This is a genomic window from Morganella sp. HSTU-ASny43 (genome assembly GCF_022819185.1).
Taxonomy (GTDB): Bacteria; Pseudomonadota; Gammaproteobacteria; order Enterobacterales; family Enterobacteriaceae; genus Morganella; species Morganella morganii.
This window is the reverse complement of record NZ_WSPG01000012.1, coordinates 62,525-82,901: the sequence shown is the minus strand read 5'-3', so window position 1 is coordinate 82,901 and position 20,377 is coordinate 62,525. Positions and strand designations below refer to the sequence as shown.

Sequence of the window (20,377 nt, the reverse complement as noted above, 5' to 3'; positions counted from 1 at the left end):
TACCTTTGTCTGTAACAGATAAAATGACAAAAACCCGGTACCGCATACACGGCACCGGGTCGGGTTATGACTGCTCCGGAGAATAGGCAGCCAGTATTGTTTCTTTATAGGTATTCAGCGGCAGCGGGATCGCAATCGCGCAATAAAGCGCACCTTCATCCTCGTCGAAATATTTTGTACTGATAACCGCAAAACCGTTATCTGTCGCCTGTTTGCAGGATAAAATACCGGTTTCAGGATCAAGCGTTGCACCACCGGATTCCAGCAGTGTCCATTCCACTTCATCCGCCGGTATTGCCGTTTCCGCATTTTCAGGGTCAGGGAAATAGGTGAGCTGTACACTGTTTTCCGGCATATTGTCATATGATGCCCGGATATATCCGGTTAACAGCACATTCCGGACTAAAATCATTGCTTCAGTCGTTGTACCCGTTCCATCCGTCACTGAAATACGTTCAAGATTCAGTTTTAATTTCTTGTTCTTTTTACCGGCTGTATAGGTATATTCGTTATTGCTGACTTTTGTCAGTGCTGAACCCTGCGGGTTATCGGCCAGTGTCCAGGTCAGTTCCCCGGGGTTCAGTGATTCCGCCGTTAACGCGGAGGATTTGCCCGGCAAAATAACCTGATACGCCGGTGAAATATTTACACTATGAGCAAGAACAGAGACCAGGGCATACACTTTGGTGTCCCCTTTTTCAGCACAAACCACCACATGGCGCACACCTTCTGTGATTGCCTTAGCTTGTGGTGCGGTATATTTCCCTGTCTTGGCATCAATATGCCCTAAATCAGCGTTGGTATTGCCTTTTTCAGAATCAGAGAGGCTCCATTTCACACCGCTGACTTCAGGGGGGGTTGTAAACTGATATTCCGAACCGGCAACAATGGTAATTTCAGTGGGTGTAACAGCAAATGATTCAGAGCCGGGAGCCAACTGCCCCTGAAGCAACAGATCGCCGGGAACAAAAGCAGTTTCAGAGCGGAAGTAATTACTATCGGGAAACAATAAATTTCGCAATACAAAGGTATTAATGTCATTCAGCTTAAACTCTGAAATTATTTTTACTACCCTTTCATTAACGCCTTCATTAATAGTATCACTGTATTTTGCTGTTCCATCAAATCTGGTAATCAGTTCAGAATTGAACCCACTACACTCTGATTCAACCTTAATATTACCTTTATCACACTGAAAAACAATTAAATCATTTTCAATTTTTGTTTCATATGACGTTTCCACATTCAATTTTAATTTACAAACTCCCGCTGAAACTTCTTTGTCAGGATCTAATTCATTATCACTTGGAATATACTGAAATTCATAAATCATACCCTCTGTATTAAAACCATATTTCATCTTAATATTATATTTTTCCTCATCAGAATAAATACATAACGGTACTAAAGCCTTATCTTTTTCTCCGAAATTCAGAGTAAAACTGCATGACATAACAATATGAGCACCTAAAGGATAAGAATCTTCCGAGCAAAAATTAATCACCTTATAATAATATGACTCCAAATATCCACTATTCGCTACTAATTGCCATGATTTATTGCTTCCACTAATTTCCTGATATGGCTTAAATTCTAAATAATTACCCAACGAGTTTTCTGTTTTTCTTCTGATTATTCTGTCAAATAAAAAACGATTAGAAACGATCAATGCTGAACTATAACCATCCGCTAATAACCAGTCAGTTTCCTTTTCCACCGGTTTCGAGTCACTGTCTTTCATCTGCACAAATAACACCACCGCACCATCACCTTCATCCTGTGACCCGCGGGATTCTGTATTCGGCGCCCCCATGGTGCGGATATCAAATTTTTCAGGCTGAAATTGTTGATTTTCATAATTACTGATGGTGCCCAGCTTATAGATCCGCTGGTCGTCCGGGGTTGCAACAAATCTCCGCTTGAAAAAATTGCTGATCATTTCCTGCCCCATACCATTTACCACCAGGTTATTGGTAAAGTGGTCCCCCTCTTTAATATCAAACTGTACTTCACCAATCTTACTTACTGAGCCGGGCGCTCTTGACAACGGTACCTTCATACCGATAAACGGGGAATTCAGCGGGGTGATCTTTTCAATCTTCTTAACACGGTAAGATCCGTCATCCGCTTCCTGTGTATAAATAATCATCCCTTTGACAAAATCCCAACCGACCCGTGCCATTGAATCCCCGGTGTCTGCAGCGTCGAATGACAGATACGGGGCACTCAGTGTCAGGTTATGTGTCTGTAACCGGGTGGCGTCTGATGAATCGATATCTTCATTCAGCGGCGCTAATACATTGCCGGTAACAAACCGCTTAATATGCTGCTGTTTAAGCAGCATGTTGGCCTGACCGCGCTGGTATACCACAACCGCATCCCAGCCATTCGTGATCGTTTTACCGGCCATTTTGGCCAGTAAATCTTTCACCGGATAACGGCCCTCTGTTGCCGCAAAAATCCAGTTCACCTCACCGGCAGAGACGTTTAGTATCACCTGTGGCCGTAAATCAGGCTGAATCATCAGTGTAATCTGTAACGGACACTGGTCCGTCACCGCCTGAACGGCAACGGCCAGTTTCGCCAGTCCCTCTGCCGCCGTCATGCTCTCAGAACGGTTCTCCTGACCGGAAACCGCCGGTAACCGCCACCGCTCATTTGCCATCTCCGCCGGGCGATCCGTTAACACCAGTTCAGCCCCCAGCTCCAGTGCCCGGAACTGCATTTTTTGCAAGGCCACTTCAGTTTCTGACAGCGATACTTTATCTGTTTTCAGCTCCGCAGTTAATTTACGTTTCTCTTCCGGTTGCCCCTGAACCCTGTTCAGCGAAATGCCTTGTTGTTTAAACTGAGACTGAATATCTGACAGTAATAATGTCAGATTTTTATTATTATCATCGTTTATTTCCGCTGATTTTTCGTTTTTTTGAATAACATTGATCTGAATATCTTCACCTGAAGAAAAATTAATATAAATACATGTGTGGTTTTTATCTGCTGTATCTATTAATTTACCAAAGATACTTTTTGATTTTTCTGACATAGCGCTCTCCATATATCATTAATACGTAGATTATTAGTCACACGACTTAAATTGATTAATGTAAAACAGTTACACTGAGGTAAATTTCATAACAGCACGGATATTTTTTAAATTTTCCAAAACAATCTCCAGTGTAAAACGGTGACCGACTGCCACATCGGTTTCAACGCTCCACTCAAGGTCAGGTTTATTTTTATCAACAGTGATTAATTTATCTGAGGTTATATTCAGACTATCACCTTCATCATCTGTTTTATGAACAACTAATGCCAATACCATTCCATTCAAAAATGCTGATATTTCTTGTGACAATTTCAGTTTAAGTGATATCTCTTTCTTATATTCAAGGTTGTTATTATTTATACCCGGGGTAATAACCGAATCATTCAACATAAAAATACATTGACTTTTTTCCAGATACTTTTCATCGCTAAAAATATGGCACGGAATTTTATAACTAAACTTATCCTGACTGTTTAATACTAAATCGAATTGAGTGCTTTCTTCTTCGGAATAACTGAATTCCCAATCAGTTTCCGGTGAATCTAATATTATAGGTATCTCCGGATCAAAAGAAACAGTATCCCGGTGATTGTCTCCTTCCGTCAGTTCCCAGGAAACGGTTTGTCCGCTGATTAAATTATCCGGCAGAAGTTTCAGATCCAGTGAATAGAGTTCCAAAGCCAGAAAAGCAAAACCAATATTAAAATCAATATCGTATTTTCTGCCCATGTCACCATCAGTGACACAGACAGAGCCTTCATCCTGTAAATCCGCAGACAATACCACACCATCCAGATGAACCGGTGCTCCGCCCCACTGACTCTGAATCTGCAATGAGAATTTTCCGCGTGCAGAAGCTGGGTCAGCAGATATCTGCCAGGAGGTTCCGTTTTCTGCCAGACTGACTTCCTGACCAAACGGCGGATTACTGATAACCGAAACCTCATTGCTGGTTTCTGCAACTAATGAAACAGGAATATCCTTCAGTAAAGGATGAGGTTTCACTGTCAGTGTACAGCCCCGCCCCGGCGCAAGAAATAAATTTCCCGGGGTTGTTAGCGGCGTATTATTCAGCGTAATGAGCTCAATTCCTGAGGCGATTTCCTGCGGCAGTGCACGGCCGGAAAGCGTCAGCGGAATTGTCAGTGGCGGAATGTTCAGATCCAGATTAAAGAATCCTCCCTGCGGGCCGGCACTTCTTAATACCCATTCTGCTGCATTGTTGTTCAGTACCTGTAATTGCCCGAAAGCCGGTTCTGCTGTCAGCAATTTACTTTCTTCACTGTTCAGTTCAGCCTGCAAACGGGACAATAATTTATTGACCCTGCAATTGAGTGTTACCGGTGTTGCCGGAATGATAATTAACGGTGTTTTTTTATTCGCTTCCTCACCATTCACTTTCAACGACTGAATTTCTTTATCACAATCAGGCTGCAATGTAATAACACCGATTTCCTGTGAAATATCAAACTGATCACTGGTTAATAATAGTGTCAGTTCTCTGCTGTCTCTGCCTGTGATATTAACATCCCAGGACAATCCTTCCGGTGAAATATCACGACCTTCCGCCGGTATGATACTGGTACCGGTATTTCCCTCTTTATTTTCGAGCTTAACCCGGCCGAAAATATTTTCGTTATTTTCACAGTTGAGATGAATAACCGTCGTTGTCCCGGTCATCAGATAAGCCGCATCATCCTGATAGTCGATTCCGGTACTGTTAATATCAATACGGGTATCATCCAGCCATGGAGAACGGTCATAAACATTAATATCAAACTGATGGCGGCTTTTGCGCCCTGCTTTATCGGTTATTACGGCAACAAGTTTATAATTCCCGCCCTGCTCCGGTAAAAATGTAAGAGCCGCCATACCATCATTATCTGTTTTGGTCGTACTGATACTCTTTCCGCCGTCAATTTTCCAGAGAACATCAACATCGGGTACGCCCGGCTTATCCGGATATTCTTCATCATAATCACAAACAACACGAATACTGACTTCAGCCGGTATATTTTGAGCAATAACGGCAATCCCGGTGATTTTCGGTTCCGTAAATTTATAAAGGTAATCGCCTATTTCCGCATCGAAAACAAAAGGTACTGCACTGTATTCTGACGCCAGCATTATGTTGAATGTCTCCGGAATTCCGCTGACTTTTTGAGCCAAACAGGATATTTTCCAATCACTTCCCTCTTTTTTTAAGGATTGCACGGTGTTCAGTTCAGGATCAAAACTGATTGGATAGTTAGATGGCGGAGTCTCACTCCCCCACTTCAGTACACAGTCAAGATCACGCCATGCACTGTCATCAGACGGCCTGATATTGAGAATGTGTTTACGCCCATAGTTAAGCCGTAACTGTGGCTTATCTGCCGGGATATTTTCATGATCGAATACAATGGATTCCGGACTAAATCCGCCAATATGTAACTGCATATCAACGGCAGTCAGATTCAATGCTTTATTCCCGCCTGATTTACCAGCATAAAACTCAAATTTTATTTCGGTATCTTCCTCTGATACATTAAGTGATAATTCTTTCTGACACCACTCTTTTTCATTCTGTAAGAAAACCTCTTCTTTATTTCTCTCATCCCCCCCTCTTATATATTTCAGTATTATTGATGCAGCTGCCTTGAATTCAATAAAGTAATCAAAAGACAATGAATAAGAAGGAGGCAATACCGGATTACCAGAATTTCTTTTCGGTAAAATAACTGATTGTGAAATACTTCCCTTGCCAAGAATACGAAGATAAGTTTTGTCTCCGTCCTCTTTCCTTGCATATTTCCCCGGCTCACCTTTATCCCAGACTTCATTATCCCATTCATCAAAACAAGGGTCGGATATAAAGTTACGTCCCTTAACTTCATTCTGGTTATATTTTTTAATCATTGTCGCTGCACTCTTTTATTATTGATTCCGTATTTTCCAGTAATTCATTGACCGCCGCTTCAAAGAAATCATTACCACTTTTCGCCGTATAATTAAGTTTAATGATAATGTCATTAAGATTATCAATGAGCTCTGTGCTATTCTGCGGACGGGGAACGGACAGCAGCCAGTGTGAAATAGCTCCGCTGTGTTCAAAACTATGGTATTGTCCGCCGGTAAAGGCATCTTCCGGAAACTCTCCGCTGTCATCGCAGCCACGGGAGAGTATGATTTTCTGGTTCACCCGCAAATTACGGATAATTGATTCACTGTTTTTTTGTTCTGCTGATGTATACAGGGATTTAACCGCATCAATATCCGGTGAAACTAATAACGTATTCGATGTCTGCTCCAGAAGAACCCGCATATTCTGATATGGCGGTAATAATGTCGGAAATGTCACGGATAAAGAGTGAATTTTTCGGGCATAATGTCCGGGAAAATCTGTATCAAAAAATTGATGGGATAACCCGAAGGACAGTTTTTTCGCTCCTTTTAATGCTTCTTTTACTTCATCCCATGTTGTCAGCGCTGTTTCATCTGTTTTAACCAGATGATTACTGACAAGTGATTTCAGTGAAATCGTTTTTGTGATATTCAGGCGGCGTGTATTTTGCTGTGTATACGCCATTTCCATTTCCAGCAACGCTTTCTGTAATTTAACGCCGACCAGAATACCTAAATTATCGCCACTCCACAGATCGGCCGGAATAAATGTCTGCCGTTTATAATCATCCGTTTCATAACGCCAGGATGCTTCTGTTAATGCACAAAATGTTCTGACCAGTGAACACAACTGGTCATGCAATAAGCCAATAATATTGGCCATTTTTTCGTACAAACTTTCATTAACCTGACGGGTCTGACTGAAATAGTCATACAGGTTTTTAGCCTGCGCCTGAAGAAGCTTTGTATATTTAACACTGTTTTCTGCTGCGGTAATAGCCACGTTCTGAGCATCAATTTGTTTATCCAGTACCTTTATTTCACTTTCTGCCTGAGACGCCAAAAATGCCCACTCTTCCTGGCGGCGACGGTATTGTTCATCTATCTGAACATACTCCGCAGTACCGCGCATAAGTTCCGCACCTAATGCAGCAGTCCCCCCCACAGCAGAGAGCAGTGCTGTTTTACCATGGTCGCCGGTATCCTGCGCCAGACCAAATACACGCGGAATCGCAGCCGCAATACCTGCCGCAACAGCAGCACCTGAAATAACCCCATGAAACACGGATGAACTCACTAATAAATTTCTGGCCTGACATTCTTTTGTACTCGTACTCAGGCTTCCGTAATATGTCTTTTTGCTCTCAGCCATCGTCCTGGCTTCATTCAGAGAGTCCAGAGCAGATTTTTGCTGGTCACGCAGCGATGACTGAATCGCAGCACTGGCATCCGCAAGCGCAACCGCATCCTTTAATTGCATATTTTCAGTGTGATAGCGTTCTTTTTGCTCATAATAACTGAGCCGTTTATCCCCTAAAGTAATCAGTGCCGCTGCCTGTTCTTTTGCTTTTTCCAGCATGGTCCGGAAACAATATGACGGAATACTTAATGACCCGGACTGTAAATATGCCAGTTCAGAGGTTCCTCCCAGCCGCGAACGCAGCAGATCGAACGGATCAAACGCAGCTGCATATAACGGGAGGTTCATCATATTCCCTTCAATATCCAGATAATGACGTAAATTAAATAAGCGTTGCTCCAGAACTGACTGCCTGCTCAGTAAACTTGTCTGAACGGGCAAACGGAATCGTTCATTGCCCAGACTGCCGTACCAGAAAAATCCTCTGAGCTTTTTGGGCATATTTTCCGGATATATTCCTGAAAATAATTCAGGCCTGGTACTTTCCTGTACAGAATAGGTTTTATTATCAAGCAGTTCATTAACAGTACATGGCTGCCATTTCGGTAAGCTGTGCTCCTTTGGTATATAACCCAGCATTCCCTGAGCCTGATGATAAAATCCCCAGGCACGGGTAATACTGTCACGGCTGAGCTGACGGTAATTTAAATCCGCTTCGGAAATCAGGGTATCGATATACATTAAATAGACCGACTTACGATAATGAGAAGGCACATCTTCAGATATCGCATAAGGGTCAGGTAATGCATAGTCATTACTTTTATATTGTAAATCTTCCTGCGTTAATACACGGCAGTTCCAATATGGCGGAGGTAATAATTCGTTACCATCTTTTATGGATAAACGGTGTCCGTCATAAGGTGAAAATATATAATGCAGCGACTGACGAGCCTGATAATAAAGACGATTTTGTGAAAAACGACTTGCCACCAGATAGGGTAAATAGAAAAATAACTCCCACAGATACCGGCTGTTAGCCCCATGTAAGTCGAGTATTTCTTTTTTATCTTCTTTATCTTCTTTATCTTCTTCATATTTCGGTTCTTCCGTGATTTGCGCTTCCCAGTCAAAAATATGTCTGACTGCGATTTGAGCGCGATAGATAAGATCACGAACCTGAACAGAATTAAGACGAATATTTTTTAGCTTAACATCATCTGACTGATTAAGCGTTAAAAATTGCTGATGTTCCGGAAAGGTCTCAATATATGGAATCGAATTTGATAATTTGCTGATTTTAACGCTGAACTCACCGCTTACATCTTTCTTCGTTAATCCAAATTTAAAACGAACATTAATATCCTCATTGTTTTTATCATTTTCGTCATTACTCCAGGTGAAGGTACACCAAGGTGTGTGACTATCCTTCTGATAAATCAACTCACCTTTCCAGTCTTCTTTTTTCAGTCCGGCTAGTTCGTCAGCAAAAATAGATAACTCAGCAGGAACAACAACCGGTTGCATCACCGTACTGATGCGGTTTTTAACATGCGCCAGTGAACTTTCCGCCCCCCCGGATGCTATCTGATAGGAAAAACCGGCACCACTGCGTATTTTTTTATAATCTTTTACGGCTATCAGGTCACATTGTTCCTGAGAAAGTGAGAATATTTTTTCTGCTGAAAACCAGCCATTGTGTTCCTTAAAGTCTCCCTTATTGAACTCAATCAATTTTTCACCGGACAGTAATAATGCTAAATATTCTGCTCCTTTAGTTGCCTCTGCTCTGACAGTAATATTGTCCCGATTTCCGCTGACAATAATGCGGCCATTACTCCACTGACTGACCGTTGCCTGAAAGTTAAGTGAAATAAGATCAGGTATTTTAGCTGAACGATGGCAAGTCCCCCTGACCCGTAACTGATGATAGTTACCTTTGAGACTATAGAATGCCTCCAGCGATAAATTCGGATCACTGTCTATTCTCCGGATACTGCTTATATCCTTTTCAATACCAAAGATACGGTGCTGACAGATATTTTTTCCGGTAAAAAATCGTGATGCTAATTTCGCCTGCCATCCATTGCCGAGAATACCCTTGCTGTCGATAGCTAACTGTTGTCTCAGTACATTTAAAACATTGGAAAAAATAATATTTTTCTGATTATCCAGCCATGCAATAACCAGATAATCATCCCGCTGTTCATCCTGAGTGAATACAACGGATATTAACCGGAACGGATCCGCATTATCTTCCGGTTTTTTCACAGGCTTACTATCATAGATTTTTTCATATAACTGCTCAGGAATATCCCACTTCCCGTCCAGCCCCATACGGCTTAACTTAAGTGTGACCTTATATTGTTTCTTATTTTTAACCCTGCTTCCTTTCTCTGGTTTTGCTTCATCCGCAATTATTTCTTCCTTACAGGCCAGATACACAATGAAAAGGCAACCACTCACTTTGACAATCCGCATTTGTAAAATATCTTTTGCATCTTCAGTGATGACCAGAGGTTGCCACTCCTGCCACGCCCGGGGAGAAATATATTCGGTGGATTTATCTGCTCTTATATTTGCTTCACGCCAGTAAAATCCGGCTGGTGATGAATTATTTTTACCGATGAAAAAATAGTCAGAATTCAGAAAACCATGCCCTTTGAATGTATCCTGATCATTTCGCTCTCCCGGATAATCAACATATCCGGAAATGACACTGATCGCATTAACTGCTTCATAACCCCGCAGATATTTAAGGAAAGCCGTTTGTATAGCGGCATCATTAAGACTGTCACTGCCAAGGTCTGATGCAAAGTCAGTGTACAGATTTGTTTTTTCAGTAACATGATCCGGTAAGTTATAATCTTCCGGATAATCCTCCATTTTCTGATACGCTTTCCACAGTGAAATATGCCCGAGATAACCTGACCACCACTGCTGAAGTTCCTCACTAAACTCACCTGAGTAACCCGGTTCTTTTTGATTAAGAATGTTACTAATATATTGCTGAATACTGGCCAGTGCATCCGAAACATAGCTGGTTTCAAAATCAGCACTTGTTTTTACATCCGTTAAAAAGTAATCATACAGATCATCCGCATCGGTAATTCCCAGCATTGCTGTATTTTCATCTTTACCCACTACATAATTAGTAAAGTAATCAACATATGCATCCCGTTTCTTCTCTGCGAGATGATTCAAAATCTGTTTTACATTACGAGGCATTTTATTCTCCCGTTATTCCTGTTCGTTATACACACCAGAAAAACTCATCCGAACCGGCTATTTTTAAATAAAAGAGATATTAACTCTCATCGAGTATTCAGGATTATTTTCATAGAACACATTCACCGCAATATCTGCAGGATTATCACTGACCAGTGTCGCGTGACAGCCCCCATCAATATCCGTAATGTTCTCCTTATGGATAAAACGGCCTCCGGTTGTTTCCCAGCGAATATTTTTATCCATACCCGGGTTATCGTATTGGTCTCTGAAAAGTACTGTTATTTCAACAGCTGATATCCCGTCTGCCGGAATATCTACCGGTTTTTCCGGTACGGTCTGAATATCGGTAGCACCCAACGAACTGCTGTCGCAATCAATCCGGATAAGAGGCAGCGAAATATTCTTCACACCATAATATGCTTTAATTAATGCAACTCCCTGCTTTTTCCCCGCTTTTAATGTCACCGATGCCCGGCCTGATGTATCGGTTTTACTTTCAGTATCAGTTAATTCACCCAGTCCGGATATATTTTTCCATACAACGGGTACTCCCTCCAACGGTGTACTTTCCAGTGTCTGTAAGGTAACTGTCAGCAATGTCTTATCTTCCCCATTCTCTTCCTCTTCTTCCTGCTGATTTTCACTGTAAACCAGCAGTGTTGTCTTCCCGGCTGAAACACTTGCGGTCAGGTCTCCCTGACTGGATTCATCGTTGCTGTAAAGTGATACATCCTGCTGTGCCAGACTTTCCATTACCTGGCCGGCAACAGATTGATACAGTGATGATTCACTGCTTTCATCCAGATTAAACAGCGAAATAACACTGCGGGCGCTCAACCCCGTTTTCAGGCAGACGGAATGGATTTGTTTAACGAGAAGAATTTGCGGCAATGTCCGGATGATGGCATTTTCCGGCGCGACATACTGTGCTGCAGTTAATAACTCATTAATACTCCATCCCATAAAAAGAGATAATTTATTCAGTGCCTGATCACGATACAGGCGTATTTCATCACTGCGGCTATCTATCGGGAGTGAATTAATAAGAGAAAGATAGTTTAATAATTTATCAGCCGGTTGTTTAGCATCATCAATAAGCTTCCGATATACTGAAAGCCGGTAAAGCAACTGTAAATCAGGTTTTTCTGTTTTCAGTTTGTACCAGTTGTGATTATTATCATGAGATAATAACTGTGACATCATAGCTGGCTCAAGACGGAAGTGTGCAATAATATCACTATAACGCCGCAGAGATGACAATAACACCATGACGTTATTATCTTTAGCGGACAACATATTATTATCAGGCAGTGCTCTGATATTTTTCAGAAACTCACCTGTATTACTACCACACCAGTACAATGCCGGTGTAATACTGTCAGTTTTATTTCCAAGATATCCTTCCAGTAATCCACTCACACTCTTCCACTGTGCTGCTCTTTTTTCCAAAAGGACGGACAGAATCGTATTAACTATAGTATTTCTTTCTTCCGATGTTAAATTTTTTAATTTTTCTTCCGACTTGGAAGTAATTATTTTTAATGCATTTTTTTTATAACTGTCCCAGTCGAGACCATCATCAGCATCCTTCAGAATTCCCTGGTCATCGACCAGTTCCTGTAATGCCGAAACCCAGTTTATATCCTTCGGTACACCAGCAAGATACAAGACTTCATTACTGAATAGTGCACTGTCTGTATTTTCTTTAATCTGGCGGAACAGTTCCCGCTCAGTTTTATCTTCCTGGTCATCGACAATCGCAGGTGTGATCCAATTAAAGATCTGTGCTACAGACAGTTTATTCTCTTTCCGCCATGTCTGAAGACTGATTAGTGCACTGATTGCACTGGTAATATCCGCCTGTCCGAATGATCCGTACACCTGGTTTTCCGGTATCCCTGTAAATAAACGGCCAAACTGAGCATCAGGATTCATTGATTTCATTAATGCGAGTAATTCCAGGGGTTTTATTTTCAGCAGGTCAGCCAAAACCACAGGACGATAAATTGCAGAAATAACATCCCGGCTGCGGGTTAATACATTCAGTCCCATAACTTCACGGGTCAGGAGTGCCAGATAAGAAAAAGTATCGTAGTTAATACCAAAAACACTACAGATACGGTTAATATCCCGTTCTTCCATTTTTTTGTCATCAAGAATAAAACGGTAATTAAAGCGGTCATCATTATTAAATAACCGGTCAAAATCACTGATATCTTTTCCCCGGCTGTAAACCGAAATACCATCATATAAAACAGAAAACTGACTGGCTGTACATTTTAGTTTTCTGTTCATTTGCGTGAACAAGCCAATAGCTCTCAGGGTATTTGTAGTAATATCCCATTTGTGACCGCTCTGGTTATTTTCAGCTTTTAAAATAGATATCAATAAGGTATCAAGTTTTTCATAAGGAAGATTAAGTGCCCTCGACAGACGCAGAAAACGTTCAATGCGTTCGCATCTTCCTTCATTCAGTTCATTGAAACTGTGTATTTTTTCATTAACACTAATAGCAGGCATTACACCATTATTAATAAATACCGAACCGTAAACAGCCGGAGATACCTCACGCCCCGGCTCCTTATCCGCATATCTGTTACTTATTTCCGGTATAACATTCGGGGATAAATGTGGTGTATATTCACCACAGGAAAACAATGATTCCAGATCTACACGCTCAAGTTTTAATTGCTGACAGAAAACCGTGGTATTCAGTAAATCCGTAAACTGTTCAACACCAAAATTTCTCTTAAAATATTTCTCATTATCTTCTTTCTTGCTATTTTGTATTTGTGGTCCGGCCAGCAAAATATTACGCAGACCAGGCCCTAAACGACTATCCAGCCAGAGAGCAGAATCTGAACGCTTTCCGTGCAAAACCGGCTGTGTGAAATAAGGCGCCTCGGGATCGCAATGCCGTTTAATATCACCTATAGATAGGTCATATTCATCCAGTACGGCATAAATCTGATTCATATAGTTTTCAAACGGAAACTGGTAAGGATAGCGTGCATTCAGCATCAGTTTCTCAGGATCTTCACTATTTTCCTGCTGACTTATTGCAGTACTCATGATTTGATTAATAATCTGAATTTTGGAAATACTTCCGTTTACATTCTCTTCATTCAGTAAAATATTATAAATATCCGGTCTGCGCTGTTTGAGTGTAATCGCTTTATCACTGTCTCCCTTCGGTTCAATCATTCTTTCCACAAATGTAAGCAGGTCATAAAGATAAGCAACAGCGCCGTGGCCTGAATCTATCGCATCCGGTAAAGTATTTCCCGCCCAGTTTGGCGAGAATTGATCTTCATAAGTTAATTGCCGGGTTAATGCTTTCAGTCCTTTTTCTTCGCGCGGTGAACGAAACTCACTGATCTGACGTAATTCCCGTTGTTTACGGGCCACAGTATGAACTGCAACTGCCAGACGATTATGCAATATTTCAGCATCCGGATATCCGAGTCCGGGATAGTCAGCCATCAGCCCTTTTTTTCCCTGCTTCAGACGGGTAATAACCGATTTTTCATTTTTTCTTGCTGATAATTTATCTGAAAATCCCGGAAGTGCCTGCTCAACTATCCGTGAAAAAAGTAAATTATGTTTATCACTTTCCATCAAAACTCCTCCTTAATAAGGCAGATTTTAATAATGAAATACAGTAAACCATGCAGTGCTTTATAATTAACACCATGGAAATAAATAATCTTTATCTGGAAAAGTCACTTATTGTAATATTTCAGACAATAATTAAACCCTGCATGATATTTAGTTAAACCAAGAGCCAATAAAACAACATGCAATAATATTATATTATTACTGAGAATATTTTAACAACGATCATACCGTGTCATTTTCATCTTCCTGTGCAATAAACCAGGGTGTATATATGGTGTTACGTAAATAACCTTTTGCTGTCACAACTTTGATAAGGCGCCCCAGCGGATCATAATAATTAGTATCTGACCACCGCTCATTTCCTGAAATAAAGTCAACATCATACTTCCAGTCATTAATAAAATAAGGCTGATACTCACGAATAATAAAACCTTTATTATTATATTCTTTACGGCCGGTTACCGACCAGCGGAAATCAGAATTATGTTTTTTCGGAGAGTGACTGCCTTTTCCATTTCGTATAACCGTATTATCGGATTCAACTCTGACAGATGTTTGCAACTGACGGGAAAGGCCATCAAAAAAAGTCACTTTCTGCCGTATTTGCTGAGCGTTGTCATTATCATAACGATCAGTTTTTAACTGTAATACATGTGGCGGCAACCTTTTTTCACCCGGTATAATCACGGCTTTTATTAAGCAGCGGTTATCTTCATTAATACGATAACGGGAAAATGCACTGACATAACCATCTTCTGTAATGATATTATCATTTTGCAGCTTTGAGATAATATCACTATACTCCGGCGCCATAAATTCGGGGGAAACTTTTAGCATCCAGCTGTTTGGTTCATACAGAAACAACTCAGATACCGGTAAACGGGTAGTCAGGCTAAGTGCATCTGCAATACTATCAGGGATTGTTAATGCAGTATCAGAATATCCAGTTTTTTTCCCCTGTTCTGTACCGGAAAACCGGACACTGGCAACCTGCCCTGTCCCGTTATACGTTAAAGAAGATACATTATTATTAATATCCGTTATTTTAACGGGAGACAAATATTTAAAATTATATTCAGGTTTAGTTATTCCCCCGGCTGAATCCGTATATTTAACAACCACGCAAAAATATTTATCCCACTTAAGTTTATTGAATTCTGTCAGGTTTGTAGCACGGTAAGACATCGGTTTATAAAATTGTTCCTGAGTTCCGTATTTCGTTATGTCCCGTTGTGCTGCATAGATGATTTCTTCTTTCTTATCTTTTTCCGGAAATGCATACTTCGTTTCAATGTATCCTCCGGATGATAATAACTTCTCTACACTTCCCTCCGGGAAATAATCTTTCATTTCTTTAAGATGATTTACATCAAATTCAGCGTGTTCCATGTAAGCTACCCGTACAGGAAAGTCAGGCGATAATAGTCCGCTTTTTCCGGACTTATTCAGATACGCCACGCGAGTTTGCCCGGAAAATTCGAACTGTTTCGGTTTATTACTCAGGCTATCCTTCTGTAATAAACTCTCCAGTGAATAACCATCCTGTGGCAATTCATTGCGGTCAAATTCAGCCGTATCCTGCCGTTGTGCATCCGCTATCGCCAGCTGCCGGATACCATTCCCATGGTTATCAAGAACGTAATAACTGTTTTTCTGTAATACAAAACGCAGTTTCTCCTGCTGTAAATCATAACCGCTCACCCATGTACTTTCCAGCAGGCTCTCAATACTCTGATAGGGATTAATATCCCGTTTCCGTCGCGGATAACTGATAGTGATCTGTTTCAGTGGCAAACCATATTGATCACTACTGAGGATCACCGTCTGTGTGCATTTAGGATCAATAGCAAACTGTTCATACAGATAGTGGCGATGTTCAATAACAGACGGACGAACCACCGGATAACAGCCCCGTTTTTCAGCCAGACGAACAGCAATCCGCTGTTCAGTAACCTCATAAGGCACTGCTGATAATTTTGATTTATCAATACCGTAAACTTCCTGCCTGAGTAGCTGCCCCTTTAATCCGCGACGCAGCCAATAATTCGCGGCGCCTTTACAATCATCCTTACATTCGGTTTCCTTATCACCGTAATTTTGTGTAAATCTGGGCGCAAAGCCGGGAAATGCAGCCTTGTCCTCATTCCAGTATTCCCCGGGAAACCGTTTATCCAGTGATTCAATACCTGTCGCAAACCAACTGCGGGTTTGTTTTGGCACCGTTGTTTCCGGTTTACCTTCTTCATTTTCCGTCAGCAAAGAATCCGTTATTTCAACATAACCAAAACCCCTGAACTCCCGCTCAGAACCATCCCATGCACCATGACGGTAATTCACCGTACTGGTCAGCGTATTACCGGTAATTTCATCTTTAGTTTCCGTTTTCCATACACAATGAACCGGGAAAGGAAGATAACAGACAGGCGTTTTCTGATGTTCTGATGCTGCTTTTTCATCCAGCCAGAACTGCGCCGAACTCCGGTAATTCAGCGCGTAATTCATACCCATGTTGTTATTTACCTCACTGAGGAGCCACGGTTTTTTAGTTGAGAACTCAAACAACCAATGGCGCAACTCCGGCAATGGCCTGATCAGGATCATACAATCCACGCCATTTCCCTGAATATCAGCAAATTGCAGTTCACAGGTATGATCATAGCGGACGCCTTCGGGTAACGGTAATTTAACCGGCTTTGAAAAACGATTCCCGCTCTGATTAATATAAATATCGAGGTAATCAGAATGCGCATAGATAATATTTGCCGAACCGTTACCATCAATATCCGCCAGATAAAGGTTTGCAGGGTCAAAATGCTCTCCCGGAATGAAACCCGGAATATGAACAGGATGGCCAAAATAGCCATTACCTTTATTCGGCCAATAATAAACACCATCCATATTAATCCGGACCAGGTGCTGCTGACCGGTCCCCGGTAAATCACTGAATCCGGTAAAAGAACGTTCATCCCCCGACAAAACCGGCAGTGTTACACCATCAGGCTGCTTAATGATTGTACCGGCCTTCCAGCCTTTACGATCTGACGGATACAGCCGGACACTTTTCGGGCCGATAACCACTAAGTCATACAATCCTTTACCTGTAAAATCAATTAACTGTGCTGCCGGATAATGGAATTCTGTCGGTAAACCGCTGAGAGATGAGAAACGCAGCCATTGTTCCGCATTATTTTTATCCTGCGGATAATAACCGTTTGCCCTCTGGTGAATAACGACCCATTCCAGGCGACCATCACCATCCAGGTCAATCAGCAGTGTATGTTTATCCAATGCAGGAATATCCGGCAAAAGTTGCGGTTCACTCCAGGTGGTGGCATTTATATCACTGCTGTTTTTATTTCTTACGGGAGAGCGATACCACCACGCCCCGCGATTTTTATACAATAAACCTTTGCTTCCCTCGCCCCATAAATCCAGGAACTGATAAGGCTGATGAGAATTGAGTTTCCCGATATGATCCAATGTTTCCCATTGATGTTCTGACCATTTTTCCGGCTTCGTCCAGTTAAATTCAAGCGGTGGTAATACGGTTATCCCGTTTTTATCCGCCGGGTCATTAAAACCGGAGCGACGTACGGCAACCAGTGTTGTGATGACCGGGGACTCGTCATAGGTCAGAACAAGCCGCGATACCAGCTCCGGGTCACTCCCCTGATCGGTACCGGCCTTCAAATCAGCAGTGCGGTGAAAAAGCAGAACCTGACGGCACAGACGCCGGATACGAATTTCAAATCCGTATTCATAAGAGGAAAAGATATCCTGACGCAGCGGCCACTGCTTCCCTGCCGGAATCTGCCATCCGGGAATATCAGCCAGCGTACAGCTGCGCTGACCATAATCAAACACCAGGAAAAACAGCCACTTGTTATCATCAGCGCTATTATTCACACAAGGAAAATGGCGCCCGCTCTTTTTATTGCCGTAACAGATTTTTTCAGGGTAACGGTATGATTGTTTCGGGTGAAAACGGATTTCATCTTCAGAACACCCTTCATTATCCTCATTACTGTAACGATAATAAATCTGCTCCCCCTCAGGGGATACCGACGCATTAATTAACCAGCGGGCAATGTGTCGCGGATTATCCGGTTGATATATGCGGGCCGAATCCTCATATCCGAACAGGTGTACCTGCCCGTCTGCCGCAAATATGACCCAAAACTCAGACGGGCACCCCGGAACATCTCTTTCCGCCTGCCAGTATTGCAGCAGGTCAGATGAGGTTTCCAGCCGGGGGCGATATTGTGTTACCCGGTATTCCGTTTTCAGGTCTGTATCAAGCAGTTTCCTTTTCGGGGATGATACCGGCTTGCCGTCACTCCCCAAAACAGGAACAATAACTTCATTATCAGGATCGGTAAATTCATCTTCATTCGTGTAGCGGGGAACACCTTTTACCACTCTGCGGCTGAGCGCTGCCATACTGACCGTCCAGCCAAGCCCGAAGGCATCATTACCGTTGCGGCTGTTGTAGCTCAGTACCGGTTCGGGGAAATAACCCCGCCCGCGGCTGACCGGCAGCGGAACGGAAAAGGCGGAAGCACCATCCGGTCCGATGATTCCCGGCTCGCCGGTCATTCCGGTAATCGCACCACCTCCTTTCGGCAATGATGGCGTTTCGATTCTCACCTGCTCTGTATTATTCATTTTCGGTTTCCTTACAGCGGCGCGTATACGGGCCGGAGATGGTTCATTAAACGCAATCAGTAAACTTATTTTTTTTCTTTTGTTCCTGTACATGCAGTAAAAGCGCTTCAGACTCAGAGGAAGAAATAACACTATGATATTTATCACAAGTCTCTGCGCAGGATAGTGGCATTAAATCATATGAGACCTGATCTGTATTATCACTGTTATTGCTTATTTCTTTTAGTATGCCCGATACGGGCTGCATAATTTTTTATCCTTATATCCTTAAACTGAGCCGATAATACCTACATGTCATCCTGCAAGACCAGGAACTATTCACCATCCTTTATCAGTTACAATACCCTCCCCAGAGATACAACATATTTTTTTTCTCACCTTACTGAATTTTATTTAACTCATCAGTGATAATCAGGGACTCATGCAGATACCAACCCAAATATTTAATACATTGGATTTTGATTTATATAAATTATTATTTCGCAGATAAATCCATCACTGAAATACATTTAAAAAATGAATAAATGGATAAACTATTTACACTAAACACATTTTTACTTTATTACTTTTTTTTGCAAAAAAAGTAATGTACCTGGTGATACAATATGTAATTATCTGTTTTATTGAAAATGATAACGACTATACCTTTGTTAATGACATTCCTGCATAGGTTAAAATTATGTTTATTTCAAGGCAGCTCAAACAATTTATTGCTATCGCTGAAAATATCAGCCTGACGAACGCGGCTGAACAACTTAATCTGACACCTTCAGCACTCAGCCATGGCATTCGTGAACTTGAATCTAAAACCGGCATTTCATTAATTAAACGCTCCGGCCAAAAGGTATCACTGACAACCGCAGGTACGCATCTTTACAATGATCTTTTACCTTATTATCTTCAGATGAAAAATATAGAAGATAAATTGTCAGAAAGAAAAGGTAACAGAATATCCGTTAATGTCAAAATTAACGGACTTTATTGTTCGTTAATCAGAGGAAAAATACTTAAATTTTGTAAAGAAAGACATAATATTGATCTATCTCTGACGTCAGAGGAACAAATTGATATTGAAAAAGAAATACTGTCAAACAATACAGATATAGTTATTTCATCAGCTATAATTCCGGATAATAAAAACATCAGATATATAAAGCTCCCTCAGGAAGAGGCAGGATTACTTGTTCATAATGACCTGTTATCTAAATATGGTTCAATTCAGGAATTAATTAAACATGAACGTCTCATTCAGAAAGAAAATGAAGTTGAAAGTGAAATATTCAATACATTTTTAAAAATCTTCTTTAACAAAAATGGTCATTGCAATATCACCAGGATATCAGATGCATATGATATTCCGGAATTTATTTCTTCCGCTGCGGGTTATAGCCTTATCGCCGGGAATAATAAATTTATTCCTGATATGAAAAGAAAAAACTGCAGTTTTATTTCACTTTCTTTACCTTATCGCATGACTATTAACAGAAGAGTTTACTTCAGAGAACAATGTAATCAGCCAATTACTGACCTGGTATTAAAAATAAGTGAGGTCAATAATTAACATTATCGCAACAACC

6 protein-coding genes and 1 pseudogene are annotated in these 20,377 nt (G+C 41.4%); 1 reads left to right on the top strand and 6 read right to left on the bottom strand.

What is annotated here, in order from left to right; translation table 11 throughout:
• Positions 1-64: 64 nt before the first annotated feature.
• The 6 genes and pseudogenes from GN208_RS08575 to GN208_RS08550 form a co-directional block, all read right to left on the bottom strand.
• A complete protein-coding gene (locus tag GN208_RS08575; RefSeq protein ID WP_205778266.1) occupies positions 65-2,431 on the bottom strand; it encodes a hypothetical protein in 2,367 nt (788 codons plus the stop codon).
• 681 nt (positions 2,432-3,112) lie between these two features.
• Positions 3,113-5,944: a hypothetical protein gene (locus GN208_RS08570; protein WP_061057283.1), complete on the bottom strand. Its 2,832-nt coding sequence runs from the start codon at positions 5,942-5,944 to the stop codon at positions 3,113-3,115.
• The gene (locus GN208_RS08565; RefSeq protein WP_243828332.1) at positions 5,937-10,514 is read right to left on the bottom strand and encodes a neuraminidase-like domain-containing protein; all 4,578 of its coding nucleotides are present in this window, start codon (positions 10,512-10,514) and stop codon (positions 5,937-5,939) included. Before GN208_RS08565 ends, GN208_RS08570 begins: the two co-directional genes overlap by 8 nt.
• A gap of 63 nt (positions 10,515-10,577) precedes the next feature.
• Positions 10,578-14,135, bottom strand: coding sequence for a Tc toxin subunit A (locus GN208_RS08560; protein ID WP_046024677.1), 3,558 nt, complete (start codon positions 14,133-14,135; stop codon positions 10,578-10,580).
• 222 nt (positions 14,136-14,357) lie between these two features.
• Positions 14,358-17,537, bottom strand: a complete 3,180-nt coding sequence (locus GN208_RS08555) for a toxin TcdB middle/C-terminal domain-containing protein (RefSeq protein ID WP_225806432.1) — start codon at positions 17,535-17,537, stop codon at positions 14,358-14,360.
• 357 nt (positions 17,538-17,894) lie between these two features.
• A pseudogene (locus tag GN208_RS08550) lies at positions 17,895-18,731 on the bottom strand (SpvB/TcaC N-terminal domain-containing protein); the annotation flags it as partial.
• Between the two features lie 748 nt (positions 18,732-19,479).
• Here GN208_RS08550 and GN208_RS08545 point away from each other — a divergent pair.
• The gene (locus GN208_RS08545) at positions 19,480-20,361 is read left to right on the top strand and encodes a LysR family transcriptional regulator (protein WP_004235904.1); all 882 of its coding nucleotides are present in this window, start codon (positions 19,480-19,482) and stop codon (positions 20,359-20,361) included.
• Positions 20,362-20,377 lie beyond the last annotated feature (16 nt).

Bases quoted from the DNA above. Each gene is read 5' to 3' on its own strand.
- GN208_RS08570 (WP_061057283.1), bottom strand. From the start codon at position 5,944: ATGATTAAAAAATATAACCAGAATGAAGTTAAGGGACGTAACTTTATA.
- GN208_RS08565 (WP_243828332.1), bottom strand. From the start codon at position 10,514: ATGCCTCGTAATGTAAAACAGATTTTGAATCATCTCGCAGAGAAGAAA.
- GN208_RS08560 (WP_046024677.1), bottom strand. From the start codon at position 14,135: ATGGAAAGTGATAAACATAATTTACTTTTTTCACGGATAGTTGAGCAG.
- GN208_RS08545 (WP_004235904.1), top strand. From the start codon at position 19,480: ATGTTTATTTCAAGGCAGCTCAAACAATTTATTGCTATCGCTGAAAAT.